Source organism: Flavobacterium sp. MMS24-S5 (assembly GCF_050320125.1).
In the GTDB taxonomy this organism is placed as follows: domain Bacteria; phylum Bacteroidota; class Bacteroidia; order Flavobacteriales; family Flavobacteriaceae; genus Flavobacterium; species Flavobacterium tyrosinilyticum.
Genome location: NZ_CP190016.1, coordinates 4,134,014 through 4,154,875, shown reverse-complemented (window position 1 = coordinate 4,154,875; position 20,862 = coordinate 4,134,014). Strand labels below are relative to the sequence as shown.

13 protein-coding genes, 2 tRNA genes and 1 pseudogene are annotated in these 20,862 nt (G+C 35.0%); 7 read left to right on the top strand and 9 right to left on the bottom strand.

Going from position 1 to position 20,862, the window contains the following annotated elements; translation table 11 throughout:
- The first annotated feature begins 1 nt into the window (after nucleotide 1).
- From ribB to ACPWTF_RS19050, 4 genes are all read left to right on the top strand, one after another.
- On the top strand, nucleotides 2-1,135 hold the full coding sequence (gene ribB, locus ACPWTF_RS19065; protein WP_172426962.1) for a 3,4-dihydroxy-2-butanone-4-phosphate synthase: 1,134 nt from the start codon (nucleotides 2-4) through the stop codon (nucleotides 1,133-1,135).
- Between the two features lies 1 nt (nucleotide 1,136).
- Complete coding sequence (locus ACPWTF_RS19060) at nucleotides 1,137-1,535, top strand: acyl-CoA thioesterase (protein WP_125721663.1); 399 nt, start codon at nucleotides 1,137-1,139, stop codon at nucleotides 1,533-1,535.
- Nucleotides 1,536-1,686: 151 nt separating this feature from the next.
- A tRNA-Ser gene (locus ACPWTF_RS19055) sits at nucleotides 1,687-1,771 on the top strand.
- Nucleotides 1,772-1,998: 227 nt separating this feature from the next.
- Nucleotides 1,999-3,066: a DUF4291 family protein gene (locus ACPWTF_RS19050; protein WP_427872528.1), complete on the top strand. Its 1,068-nt coding sequence runs from the start codon at nucleotides 1,999-2,001 to the stop codon at nucleotides 3,064-3,066.
- Nucleotides 3,067-3,094: 28 nt separating this feature from the next.
- Here ACPWTF_RS19050 and ACPWTF_RS19045 read toward each other — a convergent pair whose 3' ends face one another.
- Complete coding sequence (locus ACPWTF_RS19045) at nucleotides 3,095-3,292, bottom strand: YqaE/Pmp3 family membrane protein (protein WP_427875775.1); 198 nt, start codon at nucleotides 3,290-3,292, stop codon at nucleotides 3,095-3,097.
- A gap of 285 nt (nucleotides 3,293-3,577) precedes the next feature.
- On the opposite strand from ACPWTF_RS19045, the gene ACPWTF_RS19040 reads away from it, so the two are divergent.
- From ACPWTF_RS19040 to ACPWTF_RS19030, 3 genes are all read left to right on the top strand, one after another.
- Nucleotides 3,578-3,665 (top strand) — tRNA-Ser (locus ACPWTF_RS19040).
- A gap of 763 nt (nucleotides 3,666-4,428) precedes the next feature.
- Entirely contained in the window at nucleotides 4,429-5,820 is a 1,392-nt protein-coding gene (locus tag ACPWTF_RS19035; RefSeq protein WP_427872527.1) for a hypothetical protein, read from the top strand.
- Nucleotides 5,821-5,834: 14 nt separating this feature from the next.
- Complete coding sequence (locus ACPWTF_RS19030; RefSeq protein WP_427872526.1) at nucleotides 5,835-6,452, top strand: hypothetical protein; 618 nt, start codon at nucleotides 5,835-5,837, stop codon at nucleotides 6,450-6,452.
- Between the two features lie 167 nt (nucleotides 6,453-6,619).
- On the opposite strand, the gene ACPWTF_RS19025 is transcribed toward ACPWTF_RS19030, so the two are convergent.
- The 8 genes and pseudogenes from ACPWTF_RS19025 to ACPWTF_RS18990 form a co-directional block, all read right to left on the bottom strand.
- A complete protein-coding gene (locus ACPWTF_RS19025; protein ID WP_427872525.1) occupies nucleotides 6,620-7,519 on the bottom strand; it encodes an ROK family protein in 900 nt (299 codons plus the stop codon).
- 22 nt (nucleotides 7,520-7,541) lie between these two features.
- Nucleotides 7,542-9,005 (bottom strand): glycoside hydrolase family 125 protein, encoded by a 1,464-nt coding sequence (locus tag ACPWTF_RS19020; RefSeq protein WP_427872524.1) that lies wholly within the window; start codon nucleotides 9,003-9,005, stop codon nucleotides 7,542-7,544.
- Nucleotides 9,006-9,011: 6 nt separating this feature from the next.
- Entirely contained in the window at nucleotides 9,012-11,297 is a 2,286-nt protein-coding gene (locus ACPWTF_RS19015) for a GH92 family glycosyl hydrolase (RefSeq protein WP_427872523.1), read from the bottom strand.
- Nucleotides 11,298-11,400: 103 nt separating this feature from the next.
- Nucleotides 11,401-13,542, bottom strand: coding sequence for a GH92 family glycosyl hydrolase (locus ACPWTF_RS19010; RefSeq protein ID WP_427875774.1), 2,142 nt, complete (start codon nucleotides 13,540-13,542; stop codon nucleotides 11,401-11,403).
- Between the two features lie 238 nt (nucleotides 13,543-13,780).
- A complete protein-coding gene (locus tag ACPWTF_RS19005) occupies nucleotides 13,781-15,769 on the bottom strand; it encodes a beta-mannosidase (protein ID WP_427872522.1) in 1,989 nt (662 codons plus the stop codon).
- 436 nt (nucleotides 15,770-16,205) lie between these two features.
- Nucleotides 16,206-17,465: pseudogene (locus ACPWTF_RS19000) on the bottom strand (SusD/RagB family nutrient-binding outer membrane lipoprotein); the annotation flags it as partial.
- An 18-nt stretch (nucleotides 17,466-17,483) separates the two neighbouring features.
- Nucleotides 17,484-17,720, bottom strand: a complete 237-nt coding sequence (locus tag ACPWTF_RS18995) for a hypothetical protein (protein ID WP_427872521.1) — start codon at nucleotides 17,718-17,720, stop codon at nucleotides 17,484-17,486.
- Between the two features lie 11 nt (nucleotides 17,721-17,731).
- Complete coding sequence (locus ACPWTF_RS18990; RefSeq protein ID WP_427872520.1) at nucleotides 17,732-20,824, bottom strand: SusC/RagA family TonB-linked outer membrane protein; 3,093 nt, start codon at nucleotides 20,822-20,824, stop codon at nucleotides 17,732-17,734.
- Nucleotides 20,825-20,862: the final 38 nt, after the last annotated feature.

Genomic DNA, 20,862 nt, shown 5'->3' with positions numbered 1-20,862 from the left:
TATGTCAACAACAAAAATACAACTGAATACCATTGAAGAAGCTATAGAAGATATTCGTCAAGGTAAAGTAATCATTGTAGTCGATGATGAGGATCGAGAAAATGAAGGTGATTTTTTGGCTGCTGCTGAAAAAGTGACTCCAGAAATGATCAACTTTATGGCTACTCACGGACGCGGATTAATCTGTACACCACTTACAGAAAGCCGATGCAAAGAGCTGGATCTTCGTGCAATGGTTACCAACAATACAGATCACATGGAAACTGCTTTTACGGTTTCTGTTGATTTAAAAGGTCAAGGAGTTACAACTGGAATTTCTGCAGCTGATAGATCAAAAACAGTTCAATCTTTAGTTGATCCAAATACAAAACCACACGATTTAGCTCGTCCTGGTCATATTTTTCCTTTAATTGCTAAACAAGGTGGTGTTTTAAGAAGAACTGGACATACTGAAGCAGCAATTGACTTTGCACGTTTGGCAGGATTTAAACCTGCCGGTGTAATCTGCGAAATTTTGAACGAAGACGGAACAATGTCTCGTTTGCCAGAATTGATTAAAGTGGCTAAAAAATTCGATTTAAAATTAGTTTCTATAGAAGATTTGGTTGCTTATAGAATGCAGCACGATAGTTTGATTGTTAAAAAAGAAGATTTTGATATCGAAACTCGTTTTGGAACTTTCCGTTTAAGAGCTTACGAACAAACCACAAACAAGCAAATCCATATTGCTTTAACTAAAGGAACTTGGAATCTTGGCGAACCTATTTTGACCAGAATTCACTCTTCTCAAGTAAACAACGATTTATTAGGCACATTGACTAATAATGCAGAACAGCAATTAGACGATATGTTTAAAGTGATTAATGAAAACGGAAAAGGCGCTGTTATCTTTATCAATCAAGATATGACCGCTGTTAATCTTTTAAACAGAATTTCTGAGCTTAAAACATTACAATCTAACGGAACTTTAAAAGCTCCGAAAGTGATTATTGACAGTAAAGATTACGGAATCGGAGCTCAAATTCTTCATGATATAGATATTTCTAAAATAAGATTGGTTTCGAATACAGAACAAACAAAACGAGTGGGTATGATTGGATACGGGCTTGAAATTACAGAATACGTTAATTATTAATATGGGAACAGTAGAAGAAAGAATTCAAAAATCGGAAACTCGTATTTTTAAAGCCGTTTTCCCTAGTACAACGAATCATTATGATACTTTATTTGGAGGAACTGCTCTTCATTTAATGGATGAAGTTGCTTTTATCTGCGCGACTCGATTCAGCCGTAAAAAAGTTGTTACGATTTCTACAGGACAAATTGACTTTAAAAAAGCAATTCCTGCAGGTACATTAATTGAATTAGTAGCAAAAGTAGACAGCGTTGGAAGAACCAGCTGTAAAATTCACGTCGATATTTTCATGGAACAAATGTATTCTGAACTTCGTGAAACGGTAGTTTCAGGAACTTTTTCGTTTGTTGCTGTCGACGAAAACAAAAAACCAACGCCAATTTTAGACGATTTAGATTAATTTCTCAAAAAACATCACTTTCGGAAATACTGATAATTAGACACTTGAAAATTATCTTAAAAAACTTCAAAAAAAAGTCCGAAAAAAGTTTTTATAACCGAAAAACCGTCTTATATTTGCACCCGCAATCAGGCAATGATTGCGACATACTGGAGAAATGGCAGAGCGGTCGAATGCGGCAGTCTTGAAAACTGTTGACTGTAACAGGTCCGGGGGTTCGAATCCCTCTTTCTCCGCAGAACTTTGAAACCCTTAACTTTGTTAAGGGTTTTCTTTTTTACTACAACATCCTCCGACTTTAAATTTGAGTTATATATTCAAGATTTATTCTAAGTGGAACTTCCACCGTAAATAAAGTTGTTCAAAAACCAAACTACTTAGCCAACGCAAATTGTTTATATTAGCTCAAGAAATAAACGAATACCAATCAACCGTTCCCAAAATCCAAATCTTTAATAAACGAATGACCCAAAGAGAAACTGATTTAATTGAAATAAAAAGGCTTTTAACAGAGAAAGACAGTGACGGAGTATATGAAGATGCTCTTTCTTTTATTTACACTTATGAAAAAGATGAAGAAATTCTTTTACTTCTTTGTCAACTGTTTGAATCGGAATGGCATGAAGCTCACGAAGATATGGCTAGCGCTTTTCAATATATTTCAAACCCTATTACAGCAGAAACTTTATTTAAAATAGCATTCTCAGATTATGAATATATTAGTTGGAATGAGTATTTTCCTTTGCAGAGAAAATGTACTTGGGCGCTCGCAGATATTGGCACCAAAGAGGCTAAAAAGTATTTAGAACAAATAGAACAGCAAGCCAATGAAGTAATAGCTGCATACGCAACCAAAAGACTGGTGCAATGGGATTTTGAATTCAGAAGGAAAGTTCCCGTTTTAGGCGAATCAAAATATAAGGGTTTTGCAATAGCTCTTGAAAATTATCCAGATAGATTAAAAGAGTTGCCTGAAAACGGGCAAAACATAATAGGTTATGTAATGAAAAACCTTGACATTCTTGACAACCCTCCATATGATGGTATAGTAAAAGAATTTGCCGTGTTGTATCTGCTTAATACAAAAACTATAGCTACCTCTATTATAGAAAATCAAGACCTCGGGAAGGCTGATTACAGCGGTTTAAAAGTAAATTCAATACAACTAAGTTTTCTATCCATAATGCATCATTACCAATTGAGCGAAAAAGAAAATCAGGAAAGCGCATTGGCTGTTTGGATAAGAAAAGAAGCTTTTGAAGAGATTTTACAAAAAGTAAAACCAGAATGGAATACTGATTACAATTATTTTGGAAAAGAAATCGAAAGACAAACCATACAGCTGGATTTGACAGAAGAAGATTTTGAAAAACTGGTGAAAGAAAAAATTGAATTTGTATTAGACGCTTCTGATTTTATCAAAGAGCAAAAACAATATCTAGATCAAAATCAGATTGAAAAACTGATGATTCCCAAAGAGAGAATAATTGATTTTGAAAAACCTGGAATTATTGATGAGAAATGGGCATAAATTTCCAGATACTTTGAAAATGAAAAAATCATCTTTTTCGCACGGCTCTTATTAGTTTTTCATTACGTCTGTCGGCTCTTGAATTCTGAAGCGATATGACAGCCCATATGGCAGCAGGCAACCAGCCGATTAAAGTAAGCTGTAAAATTAAACAAAGTAAAGACGTTAAAATTTTACCTCTTAAAAGAAAGGAGATACATGGAAAAAATATTGCTATAAGTGTCATCATTTTTATCTGGTTTAAGTTATATGTCGCAAATCTTCTGATTTGTTACTTAAAACCTCATCACAGATTAAAAATTATCTTAAATTGAAATATTTCACAAAGCAAACTAAGATGCCTTAATTCCATTCTTTCTGTTTTTACCTCACTCTTAAACCTTTAGCTTTCTCAGGGATTTTCTTTTTTATGAGTAGATCATTTTCTTTGTAAATAGTTTCAAAAAAATTTTCACAATTCAAAAAACACCTTATCTTTGCACTCGCAATCAGAAAATGAGAGCAACATACTGGAGAAATGGCAGAGCGGTCGAATGCGGCAGTCTTGAAAACTGTTGACTGTAACAGGTCCGGGGGTTCGAATCCCTCTTTCTCCGCCAGATGAAGTTTCAGAAGAAACTAAAAAAGTAAAAAGCCTTTGAACATAAATGTTTAAAGGCTTTTTTGTTTTCTGCGCTTTTCAGAAATCAAATCTTAACTGATTCCCCTCCTTTGGTTGAACCCAAATCTCAATCATTTTTTCTACAGACAAATACATTAAAAGCAAGGAATTGCATTGGAAACCATCTATCATTAATTAATTCCATATGAAAATCGTACTTATTTCTTAGTACTTTTTTTAAATAAAAGTTAAGCTTAAACCAAGCAATGAAACCAAACATAAATGCTAGTTTTTTCATCATATTATTTTCATAAATAGATAAAAATAAGATTGTAATAAGTATGGCAGAAAACTTTTCAATCTACCCCCGTATAAATACCTGTTTTCACAAAATGTTGAATTTTTCTTTTGGCACGAAAGACAAGAAAATTTGCAAATATTAGCATAGCAAATTCATTAACAAATATATCTAAAATGCCTATTTCTATTAGCTTTGGCACGTTTCATAAAATAAAAAAACATCTTCAAAAGAAATCCTCTCCTATTCAAAAAACATGGCTACAAAACGATACTCAACTTCAAACAAATGTTAAAAATATAAATTAATACATATATTTGTGTTAATTAAAACACAAAAAAAACAACCAACAACCCCAAAAGAATACTAATCCATAACAAACCCAAATACTATGAATAGAACATTACTATCCCTAATTCTTTTAATTTTATTGCTTTTACAGTCTTGTGGTTGCAAAAAGAAAATGAGTAGCATCGATTATGATTATACTACCAAGAGCTCTACATACTATACTTTAGACGAAAACGGAAAAAATCAAATAGTCAACGGCAACAATATCAAAATTGTCGAAGGATCAAACATTGATGTTACTATCAAAAAATACAATCCAATAGTACATGACATGACTTTGGCTCAGGATCCTGCAGTCTTATACTATATGAGTACAAATCAAAATGGAGCCTTGTCACAATTTTTGAGCATCCCTAAAACTCCTACGGAAACTCCGGAAAATCTTCATAAGGATGATGACAAGTGTAAAAAAATCACGGAAACAAAAACAAAGCTAGACGAAATTAATTCAAAACGATTACGCTTCATAAACTTCTACAATCAGGTTGCAAAATTAGATAATCAAATAACACAGTTAAAATACATGAATTATCTAACAGAAGATATCCTTTGCAAGGCTATAGAGAATGATGTAATAAAAATCAAGGAATATCCATTTGACAACACTCAACCTCAACCAGAGGCTAAAAACTGTATTGACCATGCAAATGCAGCTTTTATTTCATACGAAAAAGAACAATATTACAAATATTTTGAGAGAGTTTCCGATTCTTTAAGTGATAATTTGGAAAATATTTCAAAAGAGATTGCTATCGAAATAAAGGGAAAGAAAAAAGAAAAAGGATGCGAATATAAAGATCCAACCGAAGAACTGAAAGTTACACTAAAAAAAATAGAAGACTTAAAAGAGGATTATCTGAAGAATTTGTCCCCAAAGATGGATGTCACCGTAAACAATTACAAAGCTCTCTTATACTTAAAATATGAGAAAAAATTCACTAATATCAAAATAGAAGAAACTGACGCCTTTGTGCTGAAATTAACTACTAAAAACAGTTTAGTGAACTCCACGACGACTGAAACAATAGTGAACTTGCCAGTGACAAAGGGTCTAAAAATAGATTATTCTGCTGGAGTGTTTTTCTCTCGACTGTATGACGAGAGCTATACAAAAACAATAGAAGTAATCCAAAATCCAGACAATACAACCACAAATAATTACAAAATTGAGACAACTGACAACGGAAAGCTTTCCTACGGAGCAATGGGCTTTGTCAATTTCCACTCGCAGTGGGACAGGAATTTCAATATTGGGGGCTCATTGGGGGCAGGATTTATGTTCAACCAGTCAACAAAGCTAGTTTTGTCTCCAACAGTTAGCTTTATATTTGGAAAATATCAGCGTGCAATATTGCATTTAGGAGCGGCTTTTGCTCAAGTTAATAGAATCCACTCCATGTATGGAGATAATCAATTCACAGATGCAAACTATGTCCCTGAGACAAAATCAGATATACAAGCCAGTTTTCTAGTAGGAATATCCTATAACTTGACACGAAAATAAAAAGAATAAATTCTATGACTCCTAAAGCATTTCATCATATGATCAAGAACAGATATTATTTCAAACTATTTGGCTTGTTATGCACCATTACACTTGGATGTGGCACCCACAATACAAGCACACCATCCGCTCCTGCCACTCCTCCCACAGTCTCCTCGGACTGCTCATATGGCATCCAGACTTTTAACAAAATGGCATCAGCGTCAATCAGTAACCAAATCAAGGAGGTCAGCCTTCAAAACAGAATACCTGAAGATCTAAAAACATTATATCCGACCGCTAGAGATGCTTGGAATAGAGCCTTAAGGGCAAATGTATATTCCTCAGACTATCAATGTAACTCTCTTGAGCCACTTCCAAAAGTATCGCAACTTGACGTTGATCGGCTTACGGACTATCAAAAGTTTTTTTTCCTTCTAGCACAGTATAAATATGGCTCATATCCTGCAGAAAGCAAAGATACGCTTAAGAAACTGGGATGGATTGAGATGGCCAATCCTAAAAAGAGAATGGAAGGCATGGTAAAAGCGCTTTTAATTTCAAATTGTCATGGAGATTTCAACAATCTCAATGCACTGGTTAAGCCGACACCACTTCCTGAAAATATTGAAGACTGCCTGACTACCAATTAATACAGTTAGAGACTTGAAATAGAAACATTATTTCTTTAAATATTGCTTTTACGATTTTATAAACAAATAAAAAACCGGCTTTAGCTCTAGATGATAATTCTATAAAGATTAAGAAATATTAATCAAAACAAAAAACGGATGAGTCCAATACTCATCCGTTTTTGTTTTTAATCGCAAAGGAAACTGACGGCTCCTAATAATGCTGCCACTTCGTTGTCATTTGAAATGGAAACTTGAATTTCAGAACCCGATTCCTCAATTGTTTTGTTAAATGAAGACAAAAACAAATCGCTTGCATTGGCAATTTTTCCACCAATAATAATATGATCTGCTGTAAAGTTGGTAATCCACGGAATTGCAACTGTTGCTAAATCCTCTCCCATTCTTTCAAATACCTGAATAGCCTTCTGATCTCCATTTTTCGCTAAATTATAAAGTTCTAAACCATTATTAAGATCGCTACCACTTAAAGATTTGTAATGTGATAAAAGACCTCTAACTGAAACATAATCTTCGGCAATTCCATCTTTATAAGACAGATTGTATATTTCACCATCAGTAGGAACAGAATTACCTGAACTAATTGACGTTCCTTTATCAATAAAACAAGCTCCTAATCCAGTTCCTAATGTTACGGCCATTACTTTTTTAGAAAGATTTTCCTGCTGTTTAAAAACTTCTCCTTTTCCAAAACAAACAGCGTCATTTTCAAAAAGAACTGGAAAATCTGCAGGAAAATCTAGAGTTTCCAAAAGCAATTCTCGAATGTTTAATCCGTAAAAATGTTCGTATTTCGACTGATCTTTAATCCAGCAAATTCCGTTTTTATAATCAAAAGGTCCAGGCATGCAAATTGCAATTCCTGTAATATCTTTTACATTAGAATTTTCTATTGCGGTGCTGATTACTTTTTTCCAAATGCTCATAACCTGATCTGCTGGCATATTTGAATCAAAAGATTCTTTACAAAGCGAAACGTCAAGAACTTTCATTTCTGCTTTATCAATAACCGCAGCTGTAATATGCGTTCCTCCTATATCCAGCCCAATGGCGTGTGATGTATTCATTTTTAATTATTTAGCTTTAGTACTAGATATTTTTGTCTTTTAAAATTTGAGGATAATGAATACTGGTATGTACAATCATTTCACCAAATAATGTATTTGCCCAAGCAAACCATTTACGTGTAAATTTGGTTACATCGTCTTTATGAAATGATTCGTGCATAAATCCTGTATCGGCGTTTGTTTTAATTAAATTGCTGATACAAGCCTTTATTTCTTTTTCGTCTACACTTGTAATCGCTCTCAAAACAATACTCATAGGCCAGATCGTATCAACTCCCGTGTGCGAACCGCCAATACCTTCGCCTGCTTTTCCTTTATAGAAAAACGGATTATTTTCAGACAGCACCACTTTTCTTGTATTAAGATATAAAGGATCATTTGGAGCAATTGCACCTAAATATGGTAATGATAATAATGACGGCACATTGGCGTCATCCATCATATGGAAACTGCCGTATCCGTTTACTTCAAAAGCTATAATTTTTCCGAATTTCGGGTGATTGATGATTCCGTGTTCATTAAGTCCATTTTGAACCTCATCTCTCAGTTTTGTGGCTTTCGCAACCAAATCATTGTCTTTTAAAGCTGGAAGAGAGAAAATTTCAATCAGATAGCCCAATATTTCAATAGCGAACATATTACTTGGAATCAGATAACCAAACAAAGTAGAATCGTCACTTGGTCGGAAAGTCGAGACAATTAATCCGCAAGGTTTTACAGGATAGCCATAACCGCCTAACGGAACTCCATCTGTAGCCCAAGCCGTCTGACGCTGAAAACTATATGGCCCGCCTTTGCCGTCCATTCGCTGCTGTTCTTTAAAAGTCTGAAGAATTAAAAGCATGGCTTCTTTCCATTTGGCATCAAATAAACTGATGTCTCCTGTTTCCTTCCAATATCCGTGTGCTAGTCGAACAGGATAACACAAACTGTCAATTTCCCATTTTCTTTCGTGAATTCCGGGCTGCATTTTAGTAAGGTCATTTTTCCATTCGCTTTCCTTCGTAAAATCTTTATAAAAAGCATTCGCATACGGATCCAGCAGAATACATTTCGCTTGACGATTAATTACTCCTTTTACCAGTTCTGCCAGTTTCGGATCTTCTTTTACAAACGGAATATAAGGCCAAATCTGTGCCGTACTGTCTCTAAGCCACATGGCATCAATATCTCCTGTAATTACATACGTATCTGGTTTCCCATCAATAATCTCAAAATCGACTGTGGTATCTAATGTGTTTGGAAAACAGTTTTCGAATATCCATGCTAACTCAGGATTGCCGATTTGTTTTTTAATGCGTACGATAGCGGCTTCAATTGCTTTACTCGTAAATTTTCTTTCGGCAACAGGAGGTCTTTTAGAAACAAAATCTTTTAGCGGAAAGGGAAAAGCATCTGAATTAAATCCGAAAGCTTCTGTTTGAAGTGCCAGTAATCCTGCTGAAAAAATGCCTGCATTTCTTATAAATTTTCTACGTGACTGCATATATTTTTATTTTGAAGTTGAATAAGAATATGGGAATGATTCCTTTGTTGTGCCTCTTTTAAAATTAGGAGAACTTGTCATATCAAAATTTAATTCGCCTCCTTTCAATACATCAAAATGGTTGATGTAATTTTTAGTATGAAGAGCATTATCCCATTTTAATTCGTTTACATATTTGTTAGTTTCTGAATTATTTGGTGCATTGATAATAAGCTGTTTTCCGTTTTCTAACTGTAATGTCGTTTTCTTAAACAAAGGTGCCCCCAAAACATATTCTTCTGTTCCTGGACAAACTGGATAAAATCCCATGGCTGAAAAAATATACCATGCAGAAGTCTGTCCGTTGTCTTCATCTCCGCAATAACCATCTGGAGTTGGTTTGTACAAACGATTCATGACCTCTCTTGACCAATATTGTGTTTTCCAAGGTTCTCCTGCATAATTGTACAGATAAATCATGTGTTGAATTGGCTGGTTTCCGTGCGCATATTGCCCCATATTCATAATCTGCATTTCACGGATTTCGTGAATAACAGCACCATAATAGCTGTCATCAAAAATTGGAGGTGTAGTAAATACAGCGTCTAATTTTGCTGTGAAATTTTTCTCTCCGCCCATCAAATCAATCAGCCCTTGGATGTCGTGAAAAACACTCCAGCTGTAATGCCAACTGTTTCCTTCGGTAAAAGCATCTCCCCATTTAAACGGATTAAAATTGGCTGGAAAACTGCCGTCTTTATTTCGTCCGCTCATTAATCCTATTTCTGGATTGTAAAGTTTTTTGTAATTCAGCATTCGTTTTTCGTACAGACTGATTTCTTTTTTCGGACGATTTAATGCTTTTGCCAATTTCCAAATCGCAAAATCATCGTAAGCATATTCTAGTGTTCGCGCTGCATTTTCATTGATTTTTACATCATACGGAACATATCCTAAAGTGTTGTAGTACTGAACTCCTTTTCTTCCAACAGCATCCATCGGACCTTCATTATTGGCACCATGAAGTAAAGCTTCGTATAAAGTATTGATGTCATAACCGCGTAATCCTTTCATGTAAGCATCAGAAACTACAGAAGCTGAATTATTTCCAACCATTACATTTCTAAAACCTGGACTTGACCATTCTGGCAGAAATCCGCCTTCTTTATAATCATTTATCAATCCTTCCTGCATTTCTTTATTAATAGAAGGATAAACCAAATTTAGCAATGGATATAAAGCACGGAAAGTATCCCAAAATCCTGTTCCTGCGTACATATATCCAGGAAGGGTTTTTCCGTTGTATGGACTGTAGTGCACAATTTTTCCGTCTTTATCAATTTCATATTGCTTTTGAGGAAAACAAACTGTACGGTATAAACAAGAATAAAAGGTCTTTAACTGATCTGTATTGGTATCTTCAATCGCAATTTTTCCTAAAACTTTATTCCATTCTGCTTTAGACTGCGAAACCGTTTCTTCAAAAGTTGATGCGCCTAATTCGTTTTTCAAGTTCCATTCTGCCTGCTCCTGACTTATAAAAGAAGATGCCGCTTTAACATTGACTTTTTCTCCCTTTTTGGTTTTAAATCCAACAACAGCTCCTGTATGATTTCCTTCTGCTTCTAGTTTATCAACAGTCAAAACTTTATCAACCCAAGTAGAATTTACTGCAAATGGTTTATCGAAAATTAACACAAAATAGTTCTTGAAATTTTGAGGAACTCCTCCACTATTACGAGTCGTATAACCGATTATTTTATTTTCTGACGGAATTATTTTGATGTAAGAACCTTTATCGAATGCATCGATTACGATAGAAGATTTATCATTTTCAGGAAATGTAATCTGAAAATGCGCCGCTCTTTCTGTCGTTGTAATTTCGGTTGTAACGTCATGATCAGCAAGATAAACGCTGTAATAATATGGCTTTGAAACCTCAGCTTTATGACTGAACCAGCTCGCGCGTTCATCTTCTGCGAAAGCGACTTTACCAGTAACTGGCATAATCGAAAATTGTCCGTAATCGTTCATCCAAGGCGATGGCTGATGCGTCTGCTTAAATCCCTTAATTTTTTCTGCTGTATACGTATAAGCCCATCCATCGCCCATTTTACCTGTTTGTGGTGTCCAGAAATTCATTCCCCATGGTCTACAAATTGCGGGATACGTATTTCCGTTTGAAAGATTATGCAAAGATTGCGTTCCCATTAATGGGTTTACATATTCTACAGGATCTAAGGCTTTTACCTGTGCATTTAGAAAAAGACAGGACTGTACTATTCCTAAAAAAATTAAACTTTTTATTTTCATATTTTTTTTGCTTTATGCTTTAAGCTTTTGATCATTGTCTAAATACCTACACGTTTTTAAAAACCTTGCAGGAACTGCATCCTGAGACTGTGACTGAAAACTACTAAAATGGTCTATCTTCTTTCTTAACTCCAAATGTTGGTGATGGCTTGCTTCCCATATATAATTTCAATTCTCCTCCTTTTACGATCATCTCTTGTGTGATATACAATTTTGTATAGGGTTTTCCGTTGTATTCTGCTTTTTGAATATACATATTTGAAGCGCTGTTATTTATTGCATTTATCGTAAATGAAATATCTTTTTTATGATGAATGACAGCTGAATTTACCAACGGACTTCCTAAAACATAAATTCCGTTTGCTGGATTAACCGAATAGAATCCCATAGAAGATAAAACGTACCAAGCCGACATTTGTCCTAAATCTTCATTACCGCATAATCCGTCTGGTTTTGTTGAGTAGAATTTCTCATCGATTTCTCGAATTAATTTTGCTGTTTTCCAAGGCTGTCCGACATACGCATACAAATACGGAATATGATGATTTGGCTCATTTCCGTGAGCGTATTGGCCTATTAAACCGCTAATATCTGGCGAAACGTCCTCTCCTTCTACTTTATCAGTCAGGAGAAAAAGCGAATCCAATTTTGCGATAAATTTCTCTTCGCTTCCAAATAAATCAATTAAACCGTACGGATCTTGTGGAACCAGCCACGTGTACTGCCAAGCATTTCCTTCGACATAATCGTCTTTACGATGTGCAGATGAAAGCGGATTAAACGGCGTTCTCCAATTTCCATTTGTCAATTTACCGCGCATAAAAGTGGTTTCTTTATCGAAATATTCTTTGTATAAATTCGCTCTTTTCGTAAAGTAACTATAATCGTCTGTTTTGTTTAAAGCTTTTGCCATCAAAGCGATACAATAATCATCGATCGCATATTCTAAAGCATTTCCAACAGATTCTAATAGTTTATCGGCAGGAATATATTCTAGTTTCTGAACATAATCCATTCCGTCGCGAGTTTGCATTGCCGTTTTTTTAATGGCTTCGTACGCTAAATTGACATCATAATCACGATATCCTTTTAAATAAGCATCGACAATAACAGCTATAGAATGATTTCCGTTCATCGTATTGGTTTCATTCCCCATTAAATGCCAAACCGGCAACCTTCCTTGCTGCTGATAAATCGCTAAAAACGATTTTACAATATCATTGATTTTTTCTGGCTGCGTAATGGTATACAATGGATGCAGTCCACGGTAAGTGTCCCAAAGTGAAAAAGTAGTGTAGTTGGTAAAATTGGCTTTTTCGTAGACTTTTTTATCTGTTCCCAGATAATCTCCATTGGCATCATTAAAAATGGAAGGCGCAAACATAGTGTGATACAATGAAGTGTAGAAAACTTTCATTGTTTTTTCGTCCGCTTTTATTTGAACTTTATTCAGCTCCTTGTTCCATTTTGAATCTGCTAATTTTACAATCGCTTCAAAATCCCAATTCGGAATTTCTAATTTTATATTTGCAGATGCATTTTCGGTACTAACTGGAGAAATTCCAACTTTTACCAGAATCTGTTTATTTTTTAAGGTTTTAAAATCTAAAACCACTTTTATTTTTAAGCCTTCACCTTCTATTCCCTTAACCACCGCTGTGCTGTCATAAACCATCATATTTGTGATTGGTTCAGAGAATTCCATTGCGAAATAAATGCGCTGATCTGCTGCCCAACCTGCCGAATAACGATAGCCTTCAATCTTAGTTTCGCTTATTTTTTTTATGAACGTTTTTACGGGTCTGTCCCAGCCAATTCCGTCAGCTAGATCAATTAAAATGTGTGAATCGTTTGTGTTCTCAAAAGTATATTTATGAAAACCAACTCTTTCGCTGGCTGTTAATTCGGCTTTGATTTTATATTTATCCAATAAAACGCTATAATATCCTGGTTTTACCACTTCGTTTTTATGAGAGAAATACGAACCGTAACCGTTTACCATATCTTCTTTTGTTCCTTTGGTTAAACCGACTTTTCCACTAACAGGAAGTACCAGAATATCATTTAAATCTCCAATTCCGGTTCCGCTTAAGTGCGTATGTGTGAAACCTAAAATGGTATTGCTGGCATAGTTATAACCGCTGCACCAATCCCATCCTTCAAAAATATTTACAGGCTCCAACTGTACCGCTCCAAAAGGAACATTTGCCCCCACAAATACGTGGCCATGCCCCGCCGAACCAATAAGCGGATCTACATATTGTGTATAATTTGTATCGGTTTGTTTTTCCTTTTTTGCTGCGAAATTATCGGGTTAGCAAAAAGTAAATTCAAAGCCAAAAAACCGCTAAATACTATTCTCATATATTTTTATTTTTGATTGCGTCTGTTTAAGTTTGACGCAAATATTTTTAAATTCTGTATGTTAGACGCACTGCAGTGCGTCTCTACAAAAAACCTTTGTCCCTTAGAACCTTAGCATCTTAGTACCTTTTAAGAACATCAAACAAAGAATAAATCTTAATCTCGGGCTTTGATATTTTCCCTTCAAACGAAATTATTTTTTCTTCTCCTGCTTTTTGATCAAAATAATTATCGCTCCATTTTCCGTTATACCCTTTCATCGAGATGCAAACGTATTTTGCCATTTTCTGAGCTTTTACAATTACCTTATTCCCTTTTATTTCCCAGCTTATTTTTGGGTCTTCTAATGCCAAATCTTTCGGATGCGTAAAATCAGTTTCTGGTTTTATGTCGTCTCTATAAGCTTCTTTTATAGCATACCAAGCTGCTTTTGGCTGTCGGTTATGGTAATCGGTAATACTCCAACTTGCCACAGGCCAACAATCGTTTAATTGCCAGACTAGAGTTCCCATGTTATAAGGTGCTTTCAAACGATGAATTCCGACAATATTTTTTATGGAATAATAATGCAGACACTGACTCAAATAGACATAATCTTCTAAATTCATTTTTTTAATTTTAGAAGCATCGATGAAATATTTACCTAAATAAGAATCTAATTTCTCAAAACCTTTACCCGCTTTTAAATGTACTTTTAGTGTATCTGAATATAAATGACGGTCTTCTGGAGAAGTAAAACTTTCAACTGAAGAATAATTCGGTAAAGACAGCATTCCGTATTCGCTCACAAAGCGTCCTGTTTTTTTCTGAACGGCTTCAATATCTTCCAATCCCCACCAAATTCCCCAATAGTGGCTGTCTCCTTCGGTAATGCTTTTAGCTTTCGACCAATGGTGTAAAGGCGAAGAACTTAAATACGGACGTTTATCATCCACTTCTTTTACCCATTTCGGAATACTGTCATGAAATAAACGCGTATAATCTTTCCACAAACGAATTGAATCTTGTTTTGAAATTTTGAAACTTTTCATCCAGCCCCAATTTTTAAAAGCTTCGTCAGATTCGTTGTTTCCACACCATAAAACAATACTCGGATGATGACGCAGTCTTTTTACCTGATACTGGACTTCTTTTTTTACATTCTCAAAAAAAGCATCGTCTCCAGGAACCATTGTGCCTGCGAACATAAAATCCTGCCAGACATTTATACCGTATTTATCGCATAAATCGTAGAAATAATCATCTTCGTAAATACCACCGCCCCAAACGCGAAGCATATTCATATTGGCTTCTTTGGCAGATAAAACTATTTTTTCATATTCTTTTTTATCTACTCTAGAAAGAAAAGCATCTGATGGAATATAATTGGCTCCTTTCATGTAAACAGGTTTTCCATCAATTTTAAAATAGAAAGATCTGCCTAAACTATCTGGCTCTTGTATTAATTCAATCTTTCGATTTAAAACATAAGATTTCTCGGGATTTTTTTCGTTGTAAGATTCCAATCTTGGCATTTTCCATATTCCGCAGGTTGTAAATTTTGGTTCCCAATCCCAACCAAAATGGTATTGTGCTTTACGTACATAGGCACGCGAATTATCTGGAATTACAAATGGATAATCTTTTTTAGCCAGAGAATCAACCACATTTTGTGCCGATTGAAATACGATTCTCAAATCATTATTTCCTGATTTCAAGACTTTTTTAACCTCAACACGCCATTGACGAAACATATTATCGGCTTTTAAAACCAGCTGATTGTTTACATAAACAGATGCATAAGTATCTAATCCGTCAAAAACTAAATCTGTATTTTTCTTTTTCAGCATATTTGCTGTAACCTGAAAAGTGGTTTTGTATTCCCAGTTCTTGCGTTCTATCCATTGCAGTTTTTCTTCATTATCTCTGTAAAACGGATCTGGTATTAATTTGCTGTTTAGCAAATCGGTGTGAATTTCTCCCGGAACAGTCGCCGGATACCATTTTTGCGTTTTCTCTTCACGGTATGCCCAATTGTTTTTTAAATCAATTTGCTGTGAAAAGGCAATTGATGTAAAACCTACCCAAAATAGGCACATGAAACAGTGAAGTTTTTTTTGATAATTCATTTTATGGAATACTATATTAATACCTTCTAAAATTAGTAAAAAGGTAACTAATTTGGCAGTTTAGAGAAGGAAAGAAATGACCAAGTTTATTCCTTCTCTTTAGAATCTATTCTTTGTTAGTAACTCTAAAATACAACTAGAAATATCTTCTTTACCACTGCCTTATGCTTTATTTTGGTTTTAATGTGGATTGTTTTAAATTCAAATAATGAAACAAATTCTTAAATATCGCTTTTTGAAATCTTTTAAATACAGAAAGTAAATCCATCTTTTTCAGCAGAATCTCTCTTAGTTTGCTGCGAAAAAAAAGGTATTTGAATCTGTAAAGTAACTTCTCAAATTGCTTGATTTTTAGATCAATTTATTATATGATTTTAAAAATAAGCCGGGTATGCTCATTACCCGACTTATCTTAACTAACCAACCACTTTAAAAATTATTTATCCCACCAGATTCTTGTGGTCATTAAATCTAAACCTTGACGTTGAATGGCTTCTTTATAATTAGCCTCGTTTGTAATAAGTTCTGACTGATCATAAATTAATCTTCTCGGGATTGTTCCTTTTGTGTCTCCTGTTGGATCATTCACAGGAACTAAAACTGGATAACCTGTTCTTCTGTATTCTGAGAATGCTTCAAAACCGTTGAACAACAATACAATCCATTTTTGAGTAATAATCTGCTCGATTTTTTCTGCTTCTGTTCCTCCAGATTTAAATGGATAAGTAGTAATATAAGTGTTATATTCTGCTAATGTAACTGCAGGCACTTTATCTCCAAAAATGGTTAAAATATTCATAGCTGCTCTTACTCCATTCTCATAATAAGTCTGAGCCGATCCGCCAACGTTCCATCCTTTTACTGCCGCTTCTGCCAATAAAAACTGAACCTCAGCATAAGACATAATTAATGTTGGAGCATCTAAACGCAATACTGTTGAAGTATTTGGGTCTGAGAACAATTTTTTATCTCCTCCCGGAAATTCTTTTGCATCATTTGCCAAACCTTGCTGACTTGCTGGGCTATTATCTCCTGTAGCTTCTAGTTTTGCATAAATTCGTAAACGCGGATCGTTTGTATTTTTCAATAAATCGATGAAAGTTTTACTGAATTTAATGTTTGATTCTCCTCCATTTAAATCATTTCTAACCCAAGAAGAGGTAATTGGATTCGTCTTAACCCCTGCACGACCGGCATCGTGCTTTAAAACCAAACTGTCATCATTTGAAGTAAAAACTCCTTTAGCATAGGCTTTTTCAACAAACTCTTTTGCTTTTGCAGGATTTACTTTAGACAAACGCATTGCTACTCTTAACATTAAAGAATTTGCCAATTTCTTCCATCTTGCAACATCACTTTGATAATACAAATCGGCATTTCCAACAAAAGGTTTTCCAGCATCTAGTGCTGTTCCAGCCTCGTCTAATTCTTTTAAAAGATCGTTGTAAATAGCTTCTTGCGTATCATATTTCGGAGAAAAAACGTTTCCGTTGTATCCTTTTCCTGCTTCAAAATAAGGAACTTCACCATAAGTATCTGTCAATTTTTGAAACAAGAAAACTTTCATGATTCTACAAGCCTGAATCATATTTGTATTCTCTGGCGTATCCTCGACTACAGATAATAATTGGAAAATCTGATTTAAACCTTTTCCGTAAGTTTCACCAAAAAGGGCAGCCGAATACTCCGAAGAATAGGTGTATTTTGAACCTGGTCATCCAAGGGAAGAAAATTGCTGTACAATTTGTGCTGCGTATAAGTTATTTCCTCTTGTGTTAGAGAAATCCTGTCCGTCTACATAAATCTCTGCAAGTGTAAACATTGATTTTACAGCTGGATCTGTTAAGGCGTTCGGATTCTTATTCATTTCTTCGAATCCTTTATCGCATGAAGCCAATGTCAAAGCACCAACAATTGCGACACAAAATATTTTGATATATCTATTTTTCATCTTTTTTAGAATTAGAATTTGACATTAAGTGCAAAACCATAGTTTCTTGTCAAAGGCATAGAAGCTCTTTCCATACCTTGCGCATTACTGTTTGAGTAATTTGACTCCGGATTGATGTTTGGAACTTTGTCATAAATAGTCCATAAATTATGAGCTGAGAATGCTAAACTAACAGACTGAAATGGTGTTCTTTTTAAATATTCTTTTGGGAAATTATAAGCAAATGAAATTGCTCTAAGCTTAACAAAATCAGCATCATAAACAAAGTTTGATGTCACATCACTGTAGCTTCTCCAGTAATCGTATGCCGAAACTGTCGTGTTTACAGGATTTCCGTTAACATCTGTTCCGCTTACTGCTACACCACCTTCACGACCAGGAAGCGTAATTTCAGATAATCCATAACGTGTTCCTAACTGATTTGTAGCTGAATAGATTTCTCCTCCAAATTTAGCATCAACAAAAACTGAAAGTGTAAAGTTCTTATATGAAAAATCATTTGAAAGTCCCATAGATGTTGGTGCAACACCTTGTCCCGCAATAATTAAATTTCCTCTTAAGAATTTTCCATTTGTATCTAATACAATGTTGCCATTGGCATCTCTTAAATAATCGTATGCTTTAATAACTCCAAAAGGCTGTCCTTTTTCTAAAACTACATTAGCTCTTCCGTCTCTATTTCCTTCTAATGTTTTTGTTGTGATTTTATCAGAAAGATTTAAAACTTCACTATCGTTATAAGCAAAATTATAACCTACGTTCCAAGAGAAATTTTCAGTCTTAATTGCTTTTACATTAATAGCAAACTCCACCCCTTTATTTAAGATTTCTCCAACATTGATTTTTGTGGTTCTATATCCTGAAGCTTGAGAAACATCGGCATCTGTAATATCATTCGTTGTTTTTTTGCTGTAGAAAGTCAAATCTGTACTTACTCTGTTGTTGAAAAATGTGTTTTCAAAACCAAACTCAATTGTGCTTACGTTGTAAGGTTTTAAAGTTCTGTTTGGAATTGTTTCTCCATTTACACCTAAAATTGGCTGTCCTAACGAATCCGTTTGTCCGTCTGGCGTTGTATAAGTCAATGCTAAAGCATAAGCTTCTGGCAAAGCTCCTCCAACGTTACCCCAACCCGCTCTAATTTTACCATAAGAAATCCATTCAGGAAGACCGATAACTTCTGAGTAAATAAAACTTGAACTTACAGAAGGATAAAAAGTGCTATTATTTGACGGATTTAAAGTAGAGAACCAGTCTTCACGACCTGTTAAGCTAAGAAACAAGTAGTCTTTGTATCCAAGATCTGCTGAATAGAAAAGAGAGTTTACTTCACTTTCAGAGAATAATTTTTCAGTCTTATCTGGCTGTGTATTTCCGTAGAAATATTTGAACGGAACAATGAAGTTATTTCCTTTCATCTTAATACCGCTGTATCTGTTATGCTGACGGTTTGCCCCAATAAAAGCATCCAAAGAAAGGTCTTTAGCAATATCTCCCTTATAGCCTAAAAAACCAGAAGCATTTACTTCAGAACGCGTTTCAATTCTGTTTTCGATAGATCCTCCTGGACTATAATTTATTCCAGTAGGCTCAATTTCAGCATATTCATAATTAATATCGTCAATACCAATAACAGCTTTAGCATAAATTTTATCTGTAATGTTATAATTTACTTTTGCAGATCCGATAAAACGCTTTCTAAGGTCATCATTTAAAGGAGATTTGGTAGCAAAATAAGGATTTGTATGATATACGTTTGCTCCTAAAAAGTCTTCCTCTCCGCCGTTCGTGTCATAAGGATTGCTTAACCATCTAATATCTGTTCCCGGAGTCATGAAAGTTGTTGGGAAAGATGGGTTTCTCGGCGAATCATTTAAATACGGGCGGTTATGGCTTTTCTCCGAAATATACTGAGCGTTACTTTCTATACTGATTCTTTTATTTGGAGCCGAATTTAAACTCAAAGCCACATTGTTTCTACCAAAAGTAGTTTCTGGCAAAATAGATTCGTCTTTAGTATTTCCAAAAGATAATCTAAAGTTTGTTGATTCATTTCCGCCAGAAATTGCTAAAGTATTACTGAAAGAATATCCAGTTCTGTAGAAGTTCTCCACATTATCTTTTCCATAAGCTTGATAAGGTCTTGTCTTGCCATCAAGTGATAATGAAGGTGTTCCATCATATTTATCTCCCCATGCAAAATAGTATGAATCTCTAAGTTCCTGTAAATTGTTAAATCTAGTTGGCACACCACTCGCATTTGGAGCACCAGCACCATATTGATCTTGCCATTTTAAAAGACTTGCAGGTGTGTTAAAAGAAGAATTGGTACTAAAATCTACTCCTATTCCTGTTCCGTTTTTACCTTTTTTAGTTGTAATTAAGATAACACCATTTGATCCTCTATACCCGTAAAGAGCAGAAGCGGCACTACCTTTAAGCACAGACAGCGAAGCAATATCATCTGGATTGAAAGAAGACATACCATCTCCTTTATCAGCTCCACCCCACATTCCCGCATTTCCTTGCTGTGTATTGTCAATCGGGATTCCGTCTACCACATACAAAGGCTGGTTTAAACCTGATGCAGAAGTCGCACCACGAATAACCACTCGGCTTGAACCTGATGGCCCTGTAACTGGAGCCGAAACGTTTACACCGGCAATTTTACCTTGCAAAGCATTTCCTAAATTGATTTCTTTATTTTTTGTCAGATCATCGCCTTTTAGTTCTCCTACAGCGTAACCTAAACTTTTCTTCTGTTTTTTAACTCCAAATGAAGTTACCACAACATCCTTTAATTCCTGAGTATTTTCAGCAAGTGTAACAGCAACTCTCGTTTCTTTTTCTTGTAATACAACTTGTTTTGACTGAAACCCTATAGAGGAAATAGTAAGGGTAATTTTACCTTCTGGAACATTCATTTTAAATCGCCCTTCAGCATCTGTAACGGCGCTAAATGGTTTTCCTTGAACTTCGATTGATGCAGCAACAACTCCCTTGTTTTCTGCATCTGTAACTATGCCGGTTATTAATCGATTTTGCGCGGCAGCACTTAAACTGCTAAGCAATATCACTCCTAACACTGCTAATATTCGTCTCATAAGCTTTTTTGTTTGGTTATTGGTTTTGATTTCGTTTG

Coding starts and splice junctions, on each gene's coding strand:
- ACPWTF_RS19030 (WP_427872526.1), top strand. CDS start 5,835: ATGACTCCTAAAGCATTTCATCATATGATCAAGAACAGATATTATTTC.
- ACPWTF_RS18995 (WP_427872521.1), bottom strand. CDS start 17,720: ATGAAAAATAGATATATCAAAATATTTTGTGTCGCAATTGTTGGTGCT.
- ACPWTF_RS19050 (WP_427872528.1), top strand. CDS start 1,999: ATGACCCAAAGAGAAACTGATTTAATTGAAATAAAAAGGCTTTTAACA.
- ACPWTF_RS19005 (WP_427872522.1), bottom strand. CDS start 15,769: ATGAATTATCAAAAAAAACTTCACTGTTTCATGTGCCTATTTTGGGTA.
- ACPWTF_RS18990 (WP_427872520.1), bottom strand. CDS start 20,824: ATGAGACGAATATTAGCAGTGTTAGGAGTGATATTGCTTAGCAGTTTA.
- ACPWTF_RS19060 (WP_125721663.1), top strand. CDS start 1,137: ATGGGAACAGTAGAAGAAAGAATTCAAAAATCGGAAACTCGTATTTTT.
- ACPWTF_RS19035 (WP_427872527.1), top strand. CDS start 4,429: ATGAGTAGCATCGATTATGATTATACTACCAAGAGCTCTACATACTAT.
- ACPWTF_RS19015 (WP_427872523.1), bottom strand. CDS start 11,297: ATGAAAATAAAAAGTTTAATTTTTTTAGGAATAGTACAGTCCTGTCTT.
- ACPWTF_RS19020 (WP_427872524.1), bottom strand. CDS start 9,005: ATGCAGTCACGTAGAAAATTTATAAGAAATGCAGGCATTTTTTCAGCA.
- ACPWTF_RS19025 (WP_427872525.1), bottom strand. CDS start 7,519: ATGAATACATCACACGCCATTGGGCTGGATATAGGAGGAACGCATATT.
- ACPWTF_RS19045 (WP_427875775.1), bottom strand. CDS start 3,292: ATGACACTTATAGCAATATTTTTTCCATGTATCTCCTTTCTTTTAAGA.
- ribB (WP_172426962.1), top strand. CDS start 2: ATGTCAACAACAAAAATACAACTGAATACCATTGAAGAAGCTATAGAA.